The 17,454-nt window shown below is 59.1% G+C and carries 18 protein-coding genes; 5 read left to right on the forward strand and 13 right to left on the reverse strand.

The features are described from left to right. Nucleotides 1–23 precede the first annotated feature (23 nt). From K9B37_RS03430 to K9B37_RS03440, 3 genes are all read left to right on the forward strand, one after another. Complete coding sequence (locus K9B37_RS03430) at nt 24–1,070, forward strand: putative FMN-dependent luciferase-like monooxygenase (protein ID WP_224311390.1); 1,047 nt, start codon at nt 24–26, stop codon at nt 1,068–1,070. Nucleotides 1,071–1,155: 85 nt separating this feature from the next. Continuing rightward, nucleotides 1,156–1,821, forward strand: a complete 666-nt coding sequence (locus K9B37_RS03435; protein ID WP_224311391.1) for a CMD domain protein — start codon at nt 1,156–1,158, stop codon at nt 1,819–1,821. 14 nt (nt 1,822–1,835) lie between these two features. Beyond that, complete coding sequence (locus tag K9B37_RS03440; RefSeq protein WP_224311392.1) at nt 1,836–2,456, forward strand: alkylhydroperoxidase domain protein; 621 nt, start codon at nt 1,836–1,838, stop codon at nt 2,454–2,456. Nucleotides 2,457–2,524: 68 nt separating this feature from the next. On the opposite strand, the gene K9B37_RS03445 is transcribed toward K9B37_RS03440, so the two are convergent. Genes K9B37_RS03445 through K9B37_RS03455 form a run of 3 tightly spaced genes read right to left on the reverse strand, consistent with a single transcriptional unit; the run spans nt 2,525 to nt 5,069 of the window. Further along, nucleotides 2,525–3,298, reverse strand: a complete 774-nt coding sequence (locus tag K9B37_RS03445; protein WP_224311393.1) for an ABC transporter permease — start codon at nt 3,296–3,298, stop codon at nt 2,525–2,527. Further along, the gene (locus K9B37_RS03450) at nt 3,295–4,098 is read right to left on the reverse strand and encodes an ABC transporter ATP-binding protein (RefSeq protein ID WP_224311394.1); all 804 of its coding nucleotides are present in this window, start codon (nt 4,096–4,098) and stop codon (nt 3,295–3,297) included. Before K9B37_RS03450 ends, K9B37_RS03445 begins: the two co-directional genes overlap by 4 nt. Further along, nucleotides 4,098–5,069, reverse strand: a complete 972-nt coding sequence (locus K9B37_RS03455) for an ABC transporter substrate-binding protein (RefSeq protein ID WP_224311395.1) — start codon at nt 5,067–5,069, stop codon at nt 4,098–4,100. Before K9B37_RS03455 ends, K9B37_RS03450 begins: the two co-directional genes overlap by 1 nt. Nucleotides 5,070–5,317: 248 nt before the next feature. On the opposite strand from K9B37_RS03455, the gene K9B37_RS03460 reads away from it, so the two are divergent. Then, the gene (locus K9B37_RS03460; protein WP_224311396.1) at nt 5,318–6,859 is read left to right on the forward strand and encodes an alkaline phosphatase D family protein; all 1,542 of its coding nucleotides are present in this window, start codon (nt 5,318–5,320) and stop codon (nt 6,857–6,859) included. A gap of 40 nt (nt 6,860–6,899) precedes the next feature. Here K9B37_RS03460 and K9B37_RS03465 read toward each other — a convergent pair whose 3' ends face one another. The 9 genes from K9B37_RS03465 to ccoN all read right to left on the reverse strand — a co-directional run bounded on the left by K9B37_RS03465 (nt 6,900) and on the right by ccoN (nt 15,949). Next, on the reverse strand, nt 6,900–8,012 hold the full coding sequence (locus K9B37_RS03465; RefSeq protein ID WP_224311397.1) for an MFS transporter: 1,113 nt from the start codon (nt 8,010–8,012) through the stop codon (nt 6,900–6,902). Next, the gene (gene ccoS, locus K9B37_RS03470; protein WP_224311398.1) at nt 8,009–8,158 is read right to left on the reverse strand and encodes a cbb3-type cytochrome oxidase assembly protein CcoS; all 150 of its coding nucleotides are present in this window, start codon (nt 8,156–8,158) and stop codon (nt 8,009–8,011) included. Before ccoS ends, K9B37_RS03465 begins: the two co-directional genes overlap by 4 nt. Before the next feature lie 4 nt (nt 8,159–8,162). After that, a complete protein-coding gene (locus K9B37_RS03475) occupies nt 8,163–10,403 on the reverse strand; it encodes a heavy metal translocating P-type ATPase (protein WP_224311399.1) in 2,241 nt (746 codons plus the stop codon). Nucleotides 10,404–10,414: 11 nt separating this feature from the next. Then, nucleotides 10,415–10,909 carry a FixH family protein gene (locus K9B37_RS03480; RefSeq protein WP_224311400.1) on the reverse strand — a complete coding sequence of 165 codons (495 nt, stop codon included), beginning with the start codon at nt 10,907–10,909 and terminating at the stop codon, nt 10,415–10,417. Between the two features lie 10 nt (nt 10,910–10,919). Next, a complete protein-coding gene (gene ccoG / locus K9B37_RS03485) occupies nt 10,920–12,389 on the reverse strand; it encodes a cytochrome c oxidase accessory protein CcoG (RefSeq protein WP_224311401.1) in 1,470 nt (489 codons plus the stop codon). Nucleotides 12,390–12,515: 126 nt separating this feature from the next. After that, a complete protein-coding gene (ccoP, locus tag K9B37_RS03490; protein ID WP_224311402.1) occupies nt 12,516–13,400 on the reverse strand; it encodes a cytochrome-c oxidase, cbb3-type subunit III in 885 nt (294 codons plus the stop codon). A 3-nt stretch (nt 13,401–13,403) separates the two neighbouring features. Continuing rightward, nucleotides 13,404–13,559 carry a cbb3-type cytochrome c oxidase subunit 3 gene (locus tag K9B37_RS03495; protein WP_224311403.1) on the reverse strand — a complete coding sequence of 52 codons (156 nt, stop codon included), beginning with the start codon at nt 13,557–13,559 and terminating at the stop codon, nt 13,404–13,406. Nucleotides 13,560–13,571: 12 nt separating this feature from the next. Beyond that, nucleotides 13,572–14,306: a cytochrome-c oxidase, cbb3-type subunit II gene (gene ccoO, locus K9B37_RS03500; protein ID WP_224311404.1), complete on the reverse strand. Its 735-nt coding sequence runs from the start codon at nt 14,304–14,306 to the stop codon at nt 13,572–13,574. An 11-nt stretch (nt 14,307–14,317) separates the two neighbouring features. Beyond that, complete coding sequence (ccoN, locus tag K9B37_RS03505) at nt 14,318–15,949, reverse strand: cytochrome-c oxidase, cbb3-type subunit I (RefSeq protein WP_224311583.1); 1,632 nt, start codon at nt 15,947–15,949, stop codon at nt 14,318–14,320. 436 nt (nt 15,950–16,385) lie between these two features. On the opposite strand from ccoN, the gene K9B37_RS03510 reads away from it, so the two are divergent. Continuing rightward, the gene (locus K9B37_RS03510) at nt 16,386–16,679 is read left to right on the forward strand and encodes a hypothetical protein (protein WP_224311405.1); all 294 of its coding nucleotides are present in this window, start codon (nt 16,386–16,388) and stop codon (nt 16,677–16,679) included. Nucleotides 16,680–16,751: 72 nt separating this feature from the next. On the opposite strand, the gene K9B37_RS03515 is transcribed toward K9B37_RS03510, so the two are convergent. Further along, the gene (locus K9B37_RS03515; protein WP_224311406.1) at nt 16,752–17,216 is read right to left on the reverse strand and encodes a hypothetical protein; all 465 of its coding nucleotides are present in this window, start codon (nt 17,214–17,216) and stop codon (nt 16,752–16,754) included. Nucleotides 17,217–17,454 lie beyond the last annotated feature (238 nt).

Below are 17,454 nucleotides of genomic sequence, written 5' to 3' on the forward strand. Positions count from 1 at the left end.
TTCTTCTTTATCGGAGCAGGTTCATGACGACACATGTTCAAACAAAGCGACTCGGCTTTTTCACCCGCCTGCTTGACGAGGCTCCTGCTGTAGAACGCTACCGACTTGCGTCGGAGCAAATTCTCCATGCGGAAAGGTACGGCTTCGATTCTGCTTGGGTTGCCCAGCACCACTTTCACGAGGTCGAAGGAGGATTGCCAGCGCCTCTCGTCTTCCTGTCCCATATCGCAGCGCGATCGTCGCGTATCCGATTAGGGACAGGCATCATCACGCTTCCATTGGAGAATCCGGTACGGGTTGCGGAAGATGCTGTTGTGCTCGATCTTCTCTCTGATGGCCGCCTCGAGATTGGTGTCGGAACGGGCGGTACCCCGTCGTCATTCACGGCCTTCGGGCTCGATAGTGCCAACCGATCAGAAATCTACGATCGACACCTCGCTACCGTCAGAGCTGCCTGGAACGGTGGACCGCTCGAAGGCGGCGACAGCCTCTATCCTGTTGCCCCACATCTGAATGATCGGATCTGGCAGGCCACTTTTTCCGTCTGGGGTGGAACGCGGGCCGGAAAAGCCGGCGATGGTCTCATGCTGTCGCGCACACAGCCTCGACCCAAGGAGGCGCCACAAGCTTCCTTAGCTGAAATTCAACATCCGATCATCGATGCGTACCTCGAAGCGCTGCCTGAGGGACGTGAGCCGCGCATCGTCGCATCGCGCTCGCTCTTCGTTGCCGATAATCGCGACGAGGCGCTGCGATTGGCAGAAAAGGGTCTGCGCCGCGTCGTGGATCAGTTTGCGGCCAAGGGACATGCCATTCCCGGGGATAGTCTGGCCGACATCATGGCAGCCCTCGATACCCATGCAGGCACGCCGGACGACGTCATCGCATCGCTGAGCGTGGACACAACCCTGTCGCGGGTGACCGATCTGGTCTTCCAGGTTCATTCCGTCGATCCACCCCACCAAGCCATTCTGCGTTCCATTGAGCTCACGGCTACGGAGGTGGCCCCGGCCCTTGGATGGCAGCCACCGGTAAGCCGTTCAGAGAAGCGAGTTGCCCTTGTGCGCTGACGAGGGACCGCGAGATCAAGTCATCAGATTGGAGAGAAGTGACAGTGGAAGTGCTGTCTCCTTTCCTCATCACAAGGTGAAAGCCATGAGCACCACGACTTCGGATATCATCGACAAGTTGGCCGGCATCGCGCCGGGGACGCATCTCCATGGTATTAGGGACCAACGTCCCCAAGCGCGCGAAAACGCTCAGAAGAGCTATCTGGCGCTCTTCGAACCAGAGTTCCCAGGAAATGTCTCAGCGATTGAGCGCTATGCCATCGCGACCTTTGTCGCCGGTCTTCATCGTCAGCCGGCCGTAATGGATTTCTACGCGTCTGGGCTGAAGAACTCGGGAGATGCGGACATCACGGAGACAGTGAGCGCAGAAATCGCCCGCGGCTCCACCGAGGGACCTTATGGGCATTACCCGCCGGGGCCCCTGTCTGCGGAGGATCAGGACGGCCTGGACTATCATGTTTCCGTGACGAGCAAAGGAGTGCTTGGGCGCCGGATCGCTGCGGCTCTGGAGCATGCTCATCTGCTCGTCTTTCGCCCTCGCGATGCGAGTGCGGCTGCTCTTCAGAAACTTCTGGATGCGGGCTGGTCGACAACGGATATCGTGACATTGTCGCAACTTGTTGCCTTCTTGTCCTTCCAGGTGCGCGTCATTGCCGGACTTCGGACGTTGGCTGCTGCGCATGAGCAAGCAGCTGTCGAAATCGAACGCGCATCCATCTTCACGACCGTACTGGCATCGGGCGGCATCTGACCGGGAACATGATCATGGCGGAAAGCACTCTTACCCATCCGAATAACCAAGAACCTGTAGTTTTCACGCAGGAAGAGCTGGGCTGGCTTCCCTGGCTTGAACCCTACCCCGCAGATCAGTTGACTGAGCGCCATTGGGCGGGCCTTGTGGACGCCTCGCGCTCGAAGTCGCCGTATTTCCTTCTGCTCGCTCGGGATCCAGACGTACTACAGGCGAGGACAAAGACCGACAAGGATATCTTTTACAATACAACAAATGGTCTTCCTCGCGCGGAGCGCGAACTTGCGGCGACCGCAACGTCGCGTCTCAATGGCTGCATCTACTGCGCGTCGGTTCATTCCCGGTTTGCCACGCAATATTCGAAGCGGAAAGGTGATGTTCAGCGCCTTCTGGATGAGGGTGTCGATGCCGATATCGACCCTCGTTGGAACGCAATCATCGCAGCGTCGGTGGCATTGACGGAAACGCCGATCAGCTTCGACAAAAATCATGTGGAAGCGCTACGCACGGTTGGTCTCGATGATCTTGAGATCATTGACGTGATCAACGGCTCCGCTTTCTTCAACTGGGCGAACCGGCTGATGCTATCTCTCGGGGAGCCGACCTCTCCGACGCAGCCTGCCGGGCGCGTCTGAGACTCTCTAGGTGTGGCAGCTGGAGTCTGTGAATGGCCAAAGCTGCTTCACCCATCAGAGACCAGGTATCAGGAAGCCTTCACGTTCGTTCCCCAGCGGCGGTGAAGGAAGCGCTCCCATGGTGAGAACAGGCACCGGTCTGCGAGCCAGCCGATCAACACGATGACGATCATGATGCCGATGACCTGGTCCATTGCGTTCAACTCACGCCCATAGTGGAGCAGATGCCCGAGTCCAAAACCGGTCAGGATCGTGACATAAATCTCCGCTGCCATGAGGGACCGCCAGGCGAAAGCCCAGCCTTGCTTCATGCCGCTGACTAGGAACGGAAGCGAAGCAGGGAGAATGACGCGCGTCCATTTGTGGAAGCCCTCCGATCCCATCGTACGGGCGGCGCGGGCGTAGATCGGCGGAATATTACGGGCTCCGTTATCGGTCGCGATAATGACGGACCACACAGTGCCCATGATCACGACGAACAGCATCGCGCCTTCGGTCTGCCCGAACCAAATGAGAGCGAGCGGTACCCAGCAGACGCTCGGCAGAGTTTGAAGGCCGAGCGCCAACGCGCCGATCGTATCTTCAAGGACCTGCGATGTACTCGTCAATAGGCCCAGGGGCAACCCGATGATAACACCGGCTATATACCCCACGAAAAGCCGTTTCAAGGTCACCCATGCAGCGTCCAGAAGCGTACCGTCCAGGAGGGCGGTCCAAATATAGTCGGCAACCGAGATAGGAGAGGGAAGAAGCACAACTGACCATCGGCCGCTGCGAACCGCCAGGTCCCAGAGAACGATGAGCGCGCCAAAGAAGATCAGAGCGATGACGAGACGTTTCATTCGTAAGCCGCTCCCTCAAGTGTGCCCTTGAGGGCAGCTGCGATCTCATACGCATAGCCCGCCAAATCGGGACTGTTGATATCGCGAGGGCGCGGCAGGGGGATATCGAAGACTTGAGCGATACGCCCGGGCGACGGAGACATCAGGATCACTCGATCTCCTAAACAGACAGCCTCTCGCACATTGTGCGTGACAAATACGATGGTCTTCCGGCTTTCCATCCAGATACGCTGAATATCGCTGTAGAGCTGATCGCGAGTCAGAGCGTCGAGAGCCGCGAATGGTTCATCCATCAGCAGTACCTGTGGGTCAGGCGCGAGAGCCCGAGCCAATGCAACCCGCTGCTTCATGCCGCCTGAGAGCTCATGCACATGGGCGTGCTTGAATTTCTCTAGTCCGACAAGTTCGAGATAGTAGTCGGCAATCTTGCGGCGCTCGTGGTTGGTCAGATCCGGGCGGAGCTTCAGCCCGAACATCACGTTACCGAAAGCGTCGAGCCAAGGGAAAAGTGCCGATTCCTGAAACATAACGAGGCGCTGCTGTCCCGGTCCGCGCACGACCTTGCCGTCGGCCAAGACCCGTCCCGCATCTGGCTTGGTCAAGCCAGCAATAATATCGAGGAGGGTGGACTTACCGCAGCCGCTTGGTCCGATCAGACAGAGGAACTCACCCTCGGGCACGGTGAGTGAGATGTTGTCGAGTGCATGCACGACCGCTCGCGATGCGACGAAGCTCTTCGATACCTCCTCGATGATAAGCTTTGCCGGGCGGTTGTCTGACGACGTCCGAAGGGGCTCCATTAAGGACTCTCGATCAATCGCGACAAGTCGGGAGTGTCACGCAGGAATCCGACCCGTTGCGCACTGGTGACGAAGGCCTGGAATGCATCGCGCGTGACGCTCGAAGTGAGGTTCATCCGGCTCCAGGCACGTGCAACCAGCTCCGGCGCCATATCAATGCGAAATGAGGCCTGAAGCTCCTGTCGTGCAAGGCGCTGCGCTTCTTCAGGATTCTTCTGGATCCATTCCGTCAACTCCCGATGAGCCGCTACGAAACGTTTCGCAATTTCACGATTCTGGGAGAGAAAGCCCGCGCTTGAGACGAGAATTGTCGTGATGGCATCTTTTTCCTCTACAAGCACTTTTCCGCCCGCCTCGGATTCCAGCCGTGAGACCCAGGGCTCGACAGTCCAGACAGCGTCCAGCTGCTTGCTCTGGAAAAGCGACAGCTGATCCGGATTGCTGGTGGGAAGCACCTGCGCGTCGCCTCCGGTCTGGGTAATGCGCAATCCTCCGGCAATCAGCCATGCGCGAGCCGCAACATCCTGTGTGTTGCCGAACTGCGGCGTCGCAATGCGCTTACCCTTGAAGTCTGCCGCTGTGGTAAGGCCTGAATCAGGCTGGACGACAAGAGCGGAGCCGCCGTTCACTGCTCCGGCGATAACCCGAACCTCGTCGCCCCGTGAGCGTGCATAGGCGTTGAGGGCCGGGTTCGGTCCTACATAGGTGAGGTCGAGCGATTTGGCGAAGATCGCCTCCATGGCACTTGGGCCTGCATTGTAAACATACCATTCTATCTTGACGTCAGGTCCGAGACGATCCGCAAACCAGTTCTGCCCCTGTCGTTCGAGGGCTCGTGCGACGAGGGCTTGGACATGCGTAATGTTCGGAAAGTGGCCGACCCGGATCGTCATTCCCAGAGCTAGAGAGGGAGCAAGGATCGTCAGAAGAGAGAGGGCCGACAAGGCGAGGGGGCGAAGACCGTACCGCATCAGGTGACCTCCAGCGACAGGTGATGAGGCTAGAGACGAACGGCCGAAGGTCAATGCGCAAATGAAAGGCAGAGAGAGCAAATGGCAAAGCTGCTGCCGATTCAAAGCTGTGTCTCCCATGATCCAGAGAATGCGCTCCGATAGCCAGCGATTGCTTCGCTGCCGCGGAGGTTCAGCCTGCCATTTCGAGATTATTGGTCTAGCTTGAGCTGGACGATGCGATTCCCGTCCTCAACCTTGGGCAGAAGATGAACGATCTCACATTGCCAAGACGGCAGTTCCTTCTGACGTCTCTCGGCGGCGCTCTAGCAGTTCGGCCTTTTGGAATTCTCCAGGCCGCGCCGCGGCTTCCTGAAGATCCCTTTACGCTTGGAGTCGCGTCGGGTGCACCGCGCCCTGATAGCGTCGTGATCTGGACACGCCTGGCGCCCAAGCCTTTGGAAGGCGGCGGCATGCCGGATCATGCGGTGCCGGTCGATTGGCAGGTTGCCGAGGACGATACCTTTCGCCGCGTCGTCCGGAAGGGGCGCGCAACGGCCGAACCCGGCTCCGCTCATGCGGTCCATGTCACGGTCACGGGGCTGAGACCCGGGCGGTGGTACTGGTACCGGTTCAAGGTCGGACAAGCGGTCAGTCCGGTCGGGCGAACTCGCACAGCACCAGCGATCGGCACGGGAGCCGATCTCCGCTTTGCCTATGCATCCTGCCAGCAATATGAGCAGGGCTTTTTTTCCGCCTATGCGGAGCTGGCACGCCGGGATCTCGATCTCATCGTCCATCTCGGTGACTATATTTACGAATCCTCATGGGGATCTCGCCATGTGCGCAAGCATAACGGGGGGATTCCGACGACGTTGCCGGAATTTCGCGAACGCTACGCTCTCTATAAGCTCGATCCCGACCTTCAGGCCGCGCACGCTGCCTTCCCATGGCTTTCAATCTGGGACGATCATGAGGTTGCAAACGATTACACGGATGACCGGTCGCCCGTAACGCCTGATCGTGATCAGTTTCTCAAAATGAGGGCTGCAGCCTATCAGGCCTATTATGAGCACATGCCAATGCCTGTTTCGGCAAGACCGCATGGACCTCAGGCCGTGATCTACGATGAATACCGGTTCGGTGACATGGTGAACCTGATCCTGCTCGACGATCGGCAATACCGCTCTCACCACGCCTGTCTGCCTGGCCGCAGTGCGTCGCCTCGGGTCGATTGCCCGGAGCGTTCGAGCGAGAGCCGCACCATGCTGGGTGAAGCGCAGGAAAGGTGGGTTGATCAGGCACTCGCCGGCACCAAGGCGCGCTGGACGATTGTTGCCCAGCAGACTCTCATGGCGGAGCGGGATCTCGATCCAGGCGACGGCCACGGATTCTGGATGGATGGCTGGGATGGCTACGCCGCTGGCCGTCGCCGCCTTCTCGACAGCATCGCGACGCATAGAACACCTAACCCGGTGGTTATCGGGGGAGACGTCCACGCATTCTTCGCCGCAGACCTCAAGCGCGACTTCCATGACGAGAAAGTGGAGGTCCTGGCGACGGAATTCTGTGGCACCTCCATCACCTCGGAAGGGCCGAGCGCAAAGGGCATTGCAAGCGTCCGCGCAAAGAACCCTCACATCAAATACGCGCGCGGCGATAAGCGAGGATTTGCGATTGTCACTCTGAACAAAAAGCGTTGCGAAGTCGGGTTCGAAGCCGTCGCCAATGAGAAGGAGCGCAATTCGCCCGTCTCCCGCATAGCCAGCTTCGTGTGTCTCGATGGCCGCCCGGGTGTTCAGGAGGCGTAGGCAAATAAGTAGGCCTGAACGGTTCTAGAGGGACGGCGCTTCAGGCGAAAAGGCTACAGGTCAAGGCTCCCAGGAGCGCACCCATCAAAAGTACGCCATCATGGAAGCCAAGTGCCCAGCGCGGCGGCTGCCCGCGTTGATGAATCCACAAGGTCGTCCCGACAGTCATGAGGGACCAGCCAACACCGATAAGGACGGCGGATACGGAGAAAGCGGCAGTCGTCCCGGATGAAACAAAGGTGAACACGCCGCTTGCCAATATCAAGCATCCACCTGCTGTTACGGTGGCCGGCCTCGTATGTGGCCTGGCGGCGAGGATGAGAGAAGGCGCATACATGGCAATCACATGCCATGCGATGACCCCTGGCACGGCAACGGATAAACCGCATCCGACCATAGCGATCGGTGTCGCCCCCATCAAAGCCGTCATCAGGAACCAGGCGAGGGCGCCAAGCAGTGTGGGAACAAGGAGCGAACGCCAAGATATACCGATATGAGGCAACTCGGCGATGCTCCGTTGCGGTCCGTAGGGCAGAAGGGCCGTCAGTGCGAGAGAGCCCACATGCGCGGCTGCAGCTATGGCTGCCATGCCAACAAACTCCTGGGATGCGACGAACCGTTCGGCAAACGCCCCCAGGGTCGGAGCGATCAGGCCCGCGAGAGTCGCCGCGCCGAAGACGAGCAAGGTTCTTTGGACTCTCTTCCCGGTCGGACCAGCTGTCACATGGCGATAAAAAAGGCTGAATCCTCCAGCGACGCCAAGCCAGAACGAGCCTAGAACGAGGCCGCCAAAATGCCACTGCGTGAGGGACCAGACAAGAATGAGGCCCCCAGCCACGCCGAGACTTGCGCCGAGTGAAAAGGCGGCCCGGCGTCCGAGAGCATCCAGCAACAGGGAAGCAGGCAGACTGGCCACGGCCGATCCGGCATAGAAGGCAGCGTAGGGAAGTGCAGCCCAAGTCTTGCTGGGGCTCATCGACAGTCCCGCAAGCGGAAGAATGCCGAGAAGCAGGACCTGCGACAGCACCGAAAGGGCAAATGCAGCGGCAAGGAGCGGCGTCCCGCGGCCGTCCGTATCGGCGTCAGGTCCCGTCGCTGCCGCGCATATGCAGTCCAAGTGACCAGCACGGGGGGCCATCGGCGCAGTCGTCATGGCTCAAGGTCGTCGTCGTTGAGAACGCGCAGCGCCGCTCCCTGGACATCCTCGTACTGACCATTTCTGAGCGACCAGAGAAATGCGCCGAGGCCGGTAAGACCGAGCAGCAGTGCCAAGGGAATGAGAAAGAGCAGCACATTCATCGGTTCAAACTCCTTGGAGGACCGGGACTGCCGGCGAGGTCGGAACTGCCTCGGTCTCGTTCTTCCTCTCTCCTTTACCTCTGGCCCTGAGGGCATTGAGGGTGACGAGACTGGAAGAGCCGGACATGGCCAACGCTGCCACCAGCGGCGTAACGTAGCCAAGGAAGGCGAGAGGCACCGCGAAAAGATTGTAGATCAGCGCCAAGAGGAGATTCTGGCGCATCAACGCATGCGCACGCCGGGAAATCGTCACGGCGTCCAAAATCGGTTCCAAAAGATCGCCAAGGAAGACCGCATCCGCCTGCGCCTGTGTCAGATCAGTAGCCGTAATGGGGGAGATCGAAATGTCCGCAGTGGCCAGGGCTGGCGCATCGTTGAGCCCATCGCCGACCATGAGGACTCTCCGGCCCTCGGCCTTCAGTCGCTCCAACTCGGCGATCTTGTCCGCTGGCTTGGCGCCTGCGCGCCACGCTTCGATACCCAGGGCCGCGGCGATGGGCGCGACTGCCGCTGGGCGATCACCCGACAGGATGCGACAGTCGAGGCCGCTGGCGCGCAGGGATTTGATCACCTGCGCAGCATCGGGCCGCAGAGCCTGACGCACGAGCAGGATCGCGCGCTCGTGGCCACGGGCGCAGGCAATGACGGAGGCCTGCATCTGCTCGCCGACCATGATAGCTGCAAGATCCTCCGCATCACAGAAAGCGGGGCTGCCAAGACGGATTTCCGCGCCGTCGACCACGGCACGCACGCCCTGCCCAGGCTCTTCGATTGCTCCCTCGAAAGGACGCCGATTCCTGGCTTCGCGCACGGCGGCCGCAGCAAGTGGATGGTGGCTTGAAAGGGCAAGTCTGGCGGCCGCTTCTAAGAGATCCGGCGGGATCGCGGCCTTGTTGGCAATGCTCATTTCCGGGAGCGTGAGGGTGCCGGTCTTATCGAAGACGATCGTGTCGACCCTCGCAAGTCGCTCCAGCGCATCGCCGGAGTTGAGCAGCACGTTGGAGCGAAACAGGGCACCAGATGCAACCACCTGGACGACAGGGATCGCCAGAGCCAGCGCGCACGGACACGTGATGATGAGCACTGCGACGGCCGTCAGCACGGCATCGTGCACAGTGGCTCCGTTGGCGATCCAGATTACGGCTGTGATTGCGGCTGCCAGATGGACAACCGGAGCGTAAGCACGGGCGACCTTGTCAGCGAGCTGACGGTAGCGCGATTTCGCGGAAGCAGCATTCTCGAGGAGGCGCTGGACTTCATCAAGGAGCGTTCCTTGTCCTGTGGCCGTTACGCGCACCGTGAGAGCGCCTGTGTGATTGAGACTGCCCGCATAGACGGCACCGCCCCCAGCTAGCTGGCGCGGTAGGGTCTCTCCCGTAACCAGACTTTCGTCGACCTCGGAGCTTCCCGAGAGGACGATGCCATCGATCGGAATGCGCTCCCCCGGACGGACCAGGACGCGATCCTCAGGCTTCAATGCAGCTGTGGGAACCAGGGCCGGCTCCCCACGGTCGTCGAGACGATGTGCGACTTCAGCTCTGAGCGAAGCAAGATTGCACGCCACGGTCCGCGTTCTGCGACGCATGGCCTGATCTAGGTAGCGTCCGCATAGCAGAAAGAACAGCAGCATGACGACTGAGTCGAAGTAAGTGTGCTCAGCATGGTTGATCGTTTCGATGACGGACATGAAAAGGGCAAGGAGAATACCGATCGTGATCGGCACATCCATGTTGGTGCGTCCGTTCTTCAAAGCGCCGATCGCGCTTCGAAAGAAGGGCTGCCCTGCGTAGGCCACGGCCGGTAAGGAAATAAGTGCCGCCAACCAATGGAAAAAGTCACGCGTTTCCGGCGAGATGTCGCTGACATTGCCCGACCAGACCGAAACCGCGAGCAACATGATATTCATGGAAGCGAAACCGGCGACTGCGAGACACTTGAGGAGCCATTGCGCGCGGCGCGCTTCTTCCTCTTCAACAGCACGCGCCTGGAATGGATGAGCCCGGTATCCGAGACGGCAAAGCTCGTCAACGAAAACGATCGGGTCGAGCGTCCCTTGCCAGTCCAAGGCCAAGCGATGCGTTGTGTAGTTCAGGCGCGCTGACACGAGCCCTGGAAGATGTGATACACCACTTTCGATCTCACTTATACAGGCGGCACAATCGATGCCCTCGATCGCGAGGTCGAGATGCGACGTACCATTGTCCTGTCGCCTTACATAGGCGGAGAGATCAAGAGTCTCGGCCATGGGTCCCTCCTTTAGATACTTATGCGACTCTTGGAGCGGAAGACGGTTTCGGCCGCACGCTTGAAAGTGAGGATCAGATCCCACTGGCCGTGTTCGACCGAAGGCTGACTTTGGAAAACTCCAGGCGAGACCTCCGTCGCCTCTATCGTGATATCTCTGCGCCGATCCGTCGGATGAGAAAGACGAAATTCAGGCACGAGTCCTGCGAGCTCCCGGGAGTTGCCATCGTGCGCAGTGACCGTGATGAGCGCTCCTTTGGCGATTTGCTGCAGGTGCGCTTCGACCAGCCAGTGACGCGCCTCTTGTGCCTGTGCAGCTGCGACGTCGTTCTTGAAAGCAAGGCCAGCCTTGTAGACGCTTTCAGTCTCGACGCCACTGAAGCTCGAGACCGCGAGTCGCGCCATCACGGCATTCACGGTGATCACGACGGCAAAAAACGAGAGAAGATAGATCAGGACCATGCGGCCAGTGAGGGGGCGGGAGCGCGCTGCAAGTGTCGAAGTCATCGGATTCTCCTCAAGGCACCATGAAGTGGTCTTTGGCGCGGGCGGTCTCGCCGTTTGTAAGATCGGTCAGCGTGAAATGAAGTTCGGTCGCTGAGGGATGTGATGTGTTGTCCGTCGTTATCAGGATTCGCACCTCGAGCGTTTGATCTGGACCGACGGTGAGAACCGGCCGTCCTTGCCGATCCATTTGTCTGCCGACGACATCGAGCTTCGTGCCTGACAATCCTTCGACAGTCAGGGTATAGCGCCGCTCCTCGAGGTTTTTGTTGGCGACGCGGATTGTGAAACCATTGCGGATGGAGCCGTCGGAGAGACGCACGAAGAGCGGATTGCGGTCGTGCATGACGCTAAGATCAACCGTGTGGCGGAGGGCGAGCGACGTCAGCATGATTGCTCCTACGAGCATGATAAGACCAGCGTAAAGTATCGTCCTCGGGCGGATGACGCGGCGTACTTCCGGGCGTCCTTCGATCCGTGCCTGAACGTTCATGTCCGTATCGTAGGCAATGAGGTTCGTCGGCTTGCCGATCTTGATCATCACAGTATTGCAGGCATCGATGCATAGGCCACACTGAATGCAGTCGAGTTGCAGGCCGTTACGGATGTCGATGCCAGTCGGACAGACCGCGACGCACTGGGCACAGTCGATGCAGTCTCCAGCTGGAAGGCCTTGGCGCTTCAGAACCTCATTCTTCTTCATTGAGCCGCGCGGATCGCCACGATCGTAGCGATAGGTGACATTGAGAGCATATTCATCGGTCAGCGCGGCCTGAATTCTCGGCCAAGGGCACATATAGGTGCAGACCTGCTCACGCATGAAACCTGCGAGAGCATAGGTCGTGAAGGTGAGGATACCGATCCAGATATAGGCGATAGCGGGCGCCTGGAACGTGAGCAGTTGTCCGATGAGTGTCGGTGCGTCTGCGAAATAGAGCACCCAGGCTCCGCCGGTCCACCAGGCAATCAACAGCCAGATGGAGTGCTTCAGCAACTTCAGGGTGATGATTTCAAGGGTCGGCTCTTCCTTTTCGCGCTTCATCCGCTCACGGCGATCACCTTCGATCAACCGCTCTACGGCATAGAAGAGATCGGTCCAGACGGTCTGCGGACAAAGATAGCCGCACCAGATCCTGCCGGCGACGGCGTTCATGAGGAAGAGTGTCAGCGCCGCGAGGATGAGCAAGCCTGTGATGTAATAGACTTCCTGTGGCCAGATCTCGATGAAAAAGAAGTAGAATCGACCATTGGATAGATCGACCAGGATGGCTTGGCTCGGGGCATTGGGTCCCCGATCCCAGCGGATGAATGGCAGGAAATAGTAGATGCCGAGAGTGATGAGCAGGACCGCCCATTTGATCGTACGGAGGCGACCTTTCACTGCCTGCGGGTAGATTTTCCTGCGCGAGATATAGAGCGGCTGGTCGTCGGCCTGGTCCGGCACATTGGATGTGAGATGTTTGGCAAGAGGGGCGTCAGCCATGAGAGTCGCAGCTCGTCGTCACGAAGGATGTCGTGGTCTTAGAGGACTGGCGAGAAGGGACATTGATTTTGGTCAACGTCATGGGCCAGCGGTATTCCGCTGGCCACGTGGCTTATATGATAGGTTCTATTGTGACCGCCCGCCTCCAAGCGAGTGCACATAGAGGGTCAATGCTTTGATGGTGGTGTCGTCGAGGCGGCCGTGCCAAGCTGGCATCACCCCGCCGCGACCATTGGTGATCCCCTCCATGATCGTGGCTTTCGCCGACCCGAACAGCCAGATCTTATCCGACAGGTTCGGCGCGCCGAGTTCCTGGTTGCCCTGACCCCGGTCGCCGTGGCAGGCGGCACAATTATCGGCAAAGACCTTGGCACCGACGGCAAGATCGGCGTCCTGATCGACAGGAAGGCTGGAAAGGGACCGAACGAAATCCGCCACCTGCGAGATTTCCTGGCGTTTGAGCATGCCGTCGCGACCGAAGGCGGGCATCGAACCCTGATGACCCTTGTCGTTGGTAGAGCGGGCGCCGAATTGAACTGTCTGCTCGATCTGCGCAAGTGATCCGCCCCACAGCCAGTCATCGTCGTTGAGGTTCGGATAGCCCTTGGCTCCTGCGCCGCCGGCTCCATGGCAAGGTGCGCAGTTGTCACCGAAGGCGGCCTTGCCTTGGGCGCGAGCGAAGGCGAAGAGCTCCGGATCTTCGGCGACCTTCTCCAGTGGCGTCCTGGACAGTTTTTCGGTCATCCCGGCGCGCTGACTCTTCAAAGATGCCAGATCGGTCTCGATGGCTTCTCGCGAATGCCATCCAAGGACACCCTTCGAGTAGGAAGAGATAAGCGGCCATGCCGGATAGGCGACGCAATAGGCTACCGCCCATGCAATGGTGGCGTAGAACGTCCACAGCCACCAACGCGGCAGCGGATTGTTCAGCTCCTGGATGTCGTCCCAACTGTGCCCCGTCGTCGTAACACCGGTCACGGAATCGACAGGTCCTTGCGTGTCGTGGGACATGAATCAGTCCTCCTGGAGAGGCATGCGGGCGGCCGCATCGAAACGGCTCTTCCGAGATGGGGAGAGGGCATAGATCAGAACCATCAGGAAGACGGCCACGAAGTAGGCAAGTCCCCAAGTCTGAGCGAATTCGGCGAGGAGCTTATATGTTTCCGGCATGGTGCTTCGTCCTCAGCGCACGTTGGCCTTGTTGTCGTAAAGCTTGAAGTCGACTTGCGTGCCGAGCATCTGCAGGTAGGCAATCAGCGCATCGGCCTCCGTGATCTTTTGCGGGTTGCCGCCAAAATTGCGAACCTGCGCGCCCGGGTAACGCTTGACGAGATCGTCGCCGCTCGGTGCGTCGGTCGTCGCCTGTGTACGGATGTCGTTTCCGGCTTTGGCAATCATTTCCGGTGTGTAGGGAACACCAAGCGCGGCCTGCACCTTCATGTCTTCGGCGACGTGATCCGCATCAAGGTCGTTCTGTGCCAGCCAGGGATAGGACGGCATGATGGATCCCGGCACAACGGCGCGTGGGTTGATGAGATGGTCGCGATGCCATTCGTCCGAATACTTGTTCCCGACGCGGGCAAGGTCCGGACCCGTGCGCTTCGAGCCCCACTGGAAAGGACGGTCGTACATGCTTTCCGCCGCGAGTGAATAGTGGCCGTAGCGCTCAACCTCATCGCGCAGTGGGCGGATCATCTGACTGTGACAATTGTAGCAGCCTTCACGAACGTAGATGTTGCGGCCGGCGAGTTCGAGAGGTGTATAGGGCCGAACGCCCTCGACCTTCTCGATGGTGCTCTTGAGATAGAAGAGAGGTACGATCTCGACGAGTCCGCCGATGGCGATGACGATCAGCACGCCGATGACGAGAATGATCGAGTTCGTCTCAAAGATTTTGTGACGGGCCCAAACGGACATGATCAGTTCCTTTATTCCGCGGCGATCAGGATCGACTGCGTGGCATTGGCCTCGGCGACCTCCTCGCCGGCGGTGATGGTCTTCCAGACGTTCCAGGCCATGATCAGACTGCCAGCAACGAACAAGGCGCCGCCAAGTGCACGGATGACGTAGAAGGGTTGCATTGCTTCGACGACTTCGATGAACGAATATTCGAGGAAGCCCAGGCTGGTGTAAGCCCGCCACATGAGGCCCTGGAGAATGCCTGCCACCCACATCGACGAGATATAAAGGACGATGCCGAGCGTGGAGATCCAGAAGTGCCAGGAGACGGCCTTCATGGAATACAGGCGCTCCTTGTTCCAAAGCCACGGAACGAGGCAGTAGATCGCGCCGAAGGATACATAGGCGACCCAGCCGAGCGCACCGGAATGGACGTGTCCAATGGTCCAGTCGGTATAGTGAGAGAGTGAATTGACCTCCTTCACCGACATCATCGGCCCTTCGAAAGTCGACATGCCGTAGAAAGCAACCGAGACGACCATCAGGCGCAGGACTGGGTCGGTGCGCAGTTTATCCCACGCCCCGGACAGGGTCATGAGACCGTTGATCATGCCGCCCCACGAGGGCATCCACAGCATGATCGAGAACACCATGCCGAGGGTCTGCGCCCAATCGGGCAGGGCGGTGTAATGGAGGTGATGCGGCCCCGCCCAGATATAGAGAAAGATCAGGGCCCAGAAGTGAATGATGGAGAGTCGGTAGGAATAGACGGGTCGCTCGGCACGCTTCGGAATGAAGTAGTACATGATGGCCAGGAAGCCCGCAGTCAGGAAGAAGCCAACCGCGTTGTGTCCGTACCACCACTGCACCATCGCATCCTGGACACCCGACCAGACGATGTAGCTTTTCGGGGAGAACAGCGAGACGGGAATGGTGGCGTTATTGCCGAGGTGCAGGACTGCGATTGTCAGGATGAATGCGAGGTAGAACCAGTTGGCGACGTAAATGTGCGGTTCCTTGCGGCGCATGATCGTGCCAAGGAAGACCAGAAAATACGTGACCCAGACGACGGTCAGCCACAGGTCCGCATACCACTCGGGCTCTGCATATTCCTTCCCTTGCGTAATTCCGAGCAGGTAGCCGGTTCCTGCGATGACGATGAAGAAGTTGTAGCCAAGGACGACGAACCAGGGCGCAATATCTCCGACGAGCCGCGCACGGCAGGTCCGTTGAACGACGTAGAAGGACGACGCGATCAGTATGTTGCCTCCGAAGGCGAAGATCACGGCCGATGTATGTAACGGCCGCATGCGGCCGAAGGAGAGCCACGACGTGTCGAAGTTCAGCGCCGGGAAGGCCAGCTGCAGGGCGATTAGGAGCCCAATCGCGAAGCCGGCAACGCCCCAGAATACCGAGGCCAGCGTCCCGAATTTCACAGGACCCATATTGTAGTTGGGCTTGCCGTTGATCGTCAGCGGCGGCAACTCTGCCGGTCGGTCGTAATAGCAGTCGATGATCTTGAAGGCCGCAGCGCCTGCGGCTGCCGCAAAGAGATACGCATGGAACGCGTATTCCGGCGTGTAAGCTTTCGCGGCGATGATGATGCTCAGGAATGACAGAGCTGCGAATGCGAGTGCGGAGCCCGCTTCGCCGAAGGTCATTCCCTTTGAAGTTGTTGCCGTAAGTGCCATGGCCTCGACCGTTGTGAAGGGAGGCGAGCGCAAAGCTTCGCCTTCTGCATCACCGTTTAGGACCCGGGAGGGGAAGGCACATTGATTATGATCAATCGTTGCCGGGAGGAGGGGGCGGCGTCGGGCAGACGCTTGGTCGGGCGTGTCGACTTGAACAGGGGCTTTAGTTCGAAAGCGAAGAGCGTGCTCTGAGGCTGCTTTGGGAAGGCTGAACGAAGGGTGGCCTGCTACGCGGTCTTAACGCCCCGACGGGTCGGCAGGTCCGTCTGTGGATCTGAAGCAACAGCCTGTTGCTATCTGCTTTCCGGCTCCTCTTCGCGTCCTGGATTCAGGTTTCCTTAGCGGAAACTTTACCTTACGGGACGATTCCTTGAGACAAACAAGAATGCATTCCAGGAGAATGGCCATGCGCCTCGCCGCTTCCGCCGCAGCCCTCGTGCTGGCTTTTGCCACCCCGGCCGCTGCTCAATCGACCTCTTCACCATCCAGCGAGGCAACCGTCACCCGCGCTGAGATCCGCGAATTGCTCGATGCGGTTAAGGCAACCGCCAAAGCCTCTCGCGAGAACGTGGATTACACGCGCGTCGTCCCGGATATCCTGTTCCAGATCCTCGCGAAGCTCGACAAGATCGAGGATAAGCTCGACAAGGTGGAAACCACTCTTGCTGCCGGTCGGAAGCCGGCTCAGAAAAAGAACTGATCTGGACGCCGAGTGCCTTCCCGCGCCAAGCTGCTGGCGCGAGAGGTCTCGGCGCTGGTCTCGGTAGGTGGGTTAACTTCGGGTCGGGGCCCCCTGATGGGCTTCTTCTTCACCCTTGAGATCGCTTAGAAAGTTCGGATTTGACCAGATTTCGGTCGCCGGCACCCATCCGACGGGCTGTTTCATCTGCGGAACGAGATAGACGAAATCCTCGGTAATCCTTTCGATGGTGCAGGGATAGGCTCGACGATCTCCGGGGGGTCTGTAGACAACCGTCGTGCCTTTTCGAATGCTGCCGCTGGCGACGAACGAGGGGATATCCGAAGACTCGCCTTCTTGGTCACTGGAGTCCGGCCGTGGTCCGTTGCTGCGGCTCGCGCGGTGTCGGTCAAGGGCTGCTATGGCTGCTCTGGCGCGATCTCGATACCGTTCCGTGATGACCCGTAGAACCGGGCCTTTCTCTCGACCTGGATACCAGGACGTGCCCCCGACCTTTGCCAGTTCGGCAGCGACAACTTCGACCTCTTCATCGTTCATGGATCTGCTCCTGGCTGAACCAAGTGGCCAGCCTTTCGGCCTGCCCATTGGCAACGGAATATGAAATCTGAGGTGCGATTGAGATCTGGATGCGGCGCGATGTTCCTAATTTCTGAGATGGCAAATCAGTTTTTATTTTGCGATAAATCAACAGGCCGGTAAATAGGGGGACTCTGTCGCCTCATGTAATATATCAGCAATCGCCGGTGTTTTCATGGTGCATGCAAGTCCTTTTTCT

The organism is Microvirga puerhi, assembly GCF_020089865.1.
Lineage (GTDB): Bacteria > Pseudomonadota > Alphaproteobacteria > Rhizobiales > Beijerinckiaceae > Microvirga > Microvirga puerhi.